The organism is Peptoniphilus sp. HMSC062D09, assembly GCF_001811425.1.
GTDB lineage: Bacteria > Bacillota > Clostridia > Tissierellales > Peptoniphilaceae > Peptoniphilus_A.
In genome coordinates this window covers 1,232-3,775 of record NZ_KV804741.1, presented here as the reverse complement: position 1 = coordinate 3,775, position 2,544 = coordinate 1,232, and the positions used below count along the sequence as shown (strand labels likewise).

1 protein-coding gene is annotated in these 2,544 nt (G+C 36.7%); it reads left to right on the top strand.

The features are described from left to right. Positions 1–2,544, top strand: a 2,544-nt coding sequence (locus HMPREF2801_RS07735) for an Eco57I restriction-modification methylase domain-containing protein (protein ID WP_371327453.1), incomplete at both ends; no start/stop codon positions are given.

The window sequence follows — 2,544 nt, the reverse complement described above, 5'->3', positions numbered from 1 at the left end:
GCACGATGCAAAGGGACTTAAATTACAGAAGAATCATTGTAACGATGTTTTTCTTACATGGTCAAATGTAGCAAAGCATATAGATGAACTGCTTTCTAAGAATCTTTATCTTGAAGAAAAGGACATTGAAAGAAAGGATGAGATAGAAGAACAAAAAGAGCCAAGTTATTATTCTAAAGATGATCCAAATAATCTAATGACTGATGAAATGCTTGAGAGAGTGCCTGAGCTTTATGCACAGGAAGATGTAGCCTTAGCAGACAAACAGGTTCATGCAGCATACATCATTCCATTTAGAAGTAACTGGACTTGGTATATGACGGAGTATGACAGGGAAAGTAAAGATGCTTTTGGACTTGTTTTAGGAATTGAACCTGAATGGGGATATTTTAATCTTGAGGAGCTAAAGGAATTAAATGCCCAAAGACTTGTTTTAGAGGATTTCCCAAAGACCTTTAGAGAACTGAAAGACAGTGAACTTAAAAAGCAGATGGATGAGCAGGAGCTTAACCATGTTTTTAATGGAGAACTCAGTTTTGAGGACAATATTGCAGAGCTTGAAGCACCTGAAGAAGTAGAAGAAAGAATACAAGCAGAACCTTTTCAGGCTACCTTATTAGATTATCTAAAGGAAAAAGAAGAAGTAGAGCTTAACGAAAAAGAGGACAGCCCTTTAGATGAGTTTGCAGTTAAAGAAGGTGATATCGTCTATTTTAATCATGAGGAGTACAAAGTAAGGGAGATTTCTAAAAATCAAATCACAGGAAGAAATGAGTTGTGGCTTGATCCTGCAAGGCAAGGTAATCATCAAATACCGATTGTATCCTTTACTGATAATGAGGATTTATTAAGACAAGTAAGTCTTGAAAGACCTGAATTTATCATCGGCGATGAAGTGAAGTATAAGGGGAAAGACTATACCATCACAAGATTTGATGATATGGGGAATAATCTAAAGACCGTAACGGTTAAGGATAATACCGAATATCTTGGCGGTATGATTACAGGCTCCGATGTAATTCCTTATCGTAAGGAAAGTGAGCTTGATAGAATCTTTGAAAATATGACCAATGAGAAGCCCGAAAAGACTTTTAAGGAAGCAGAAATAAAGAAAAATGAGGCTCACAATTTCAAGATTGCAGAAGAAACGATCCCTGCAAAGTTATCTCCAAGTGAGAGATTAAACAATAATCTTGAAGCAATCTCTATGCTTAATAGGATTGAAAGTGGAGAACGAGAGCTTGATATTACAGCTCAGGAAGTTTTAGCAAAATATGTAGGCTGGGGTGGATTATCTGAAGTCTTTGATGAAAGTAAGGATGGACAGTGGAAAGAGGCAAGAGCCTTCTTAAAGGAAAATCTATCGCCATCAGAATATGAAGCTGCAAGAGAATCTACCCTAACGAGTTTTTACACACCGAAAGCAGTCATTGACGGAATATATAAGACGCTTTCAGGTATGGGATTTAAACAGGGAAATATCCTTGAACCGTCAATGGGTGTTGGGAACTTTATCGGTAATCTACCTGATGAAATGAGTAAGTCAAAATTTTATGGTGTGGAACTTGATTCGGTAAGCGGGCGTATTGGAAAACTCTTATATCCTGAAAGTGATATACAGGTTAAGGGGCTTGAAGAAACTTCCTTTTCCAATAACTTCTTTGATGTAGCAATCGGAAATGTTCCATTTGGAGAGTATAAGGTAAATGACAGGGAATACAATCGTAATAACTTTCTTATCCACGATTATTTCTTTGCCAAGTCCATTGATAAGGTAAGAAACGGCGGTGTTATCGCCTTTATTACATCTTCAGGAACAATGGATAAAAAAGACGAAAGTGTAAGACGCTATCTTGCAGCAAGAGCCGAATTTTTAGGAGCAATCAGACTTCCAAATGATACCTTTAAGGGTGTTGCCGGCACAGAAGTAACTTCGGATATTATCTTCCTAAAGAAAAGAGATAGCGTATTAGAGCGCGATGAAGATTGGATACACCTTGCAGAAGATGAAAATGGACTTTCATATAACAAATACTTTGTTGATCATCCTGAACAAGTGCTTGGCACAATGCGTGAGGTAAGCGGAAGATTTGGAAAGACACTCACTTGTGAACCGATAGCTTTTTTAGGGCAAGAGAACAATATGGCTTCGTTAAAGGAGCGTATCGAGATTGCAGGAGAAAGAATTTCAAAAGATGCCAAGTATGAAGAAGTAGAGCTACTTGATGATGAGATCACTTCTATCCCTGCAACTGATGATGTAAAGAACTTTTCTTATACCTTAATTGATGATGAAGTCTATTACAGAGAAAATTCACTCTTTATCAAAAAGGAAGTATCAGATAAAAACAAAGAAAAAATCAAGGATTATCTTGAGCTGAATGCTGTTTTAAAAGATGTAATTTACAAGCAGAAAGAAGATTTTAGCGAGGAAGAAATCAAGGCTTCACAGGAAAAACTAAATGAAGTATATGATAACTTTTCAAAGAAGCATGGCTTTGTAAATAACCTAAGTAATACCAGAGCCTTAAAAGAGGATAGCAA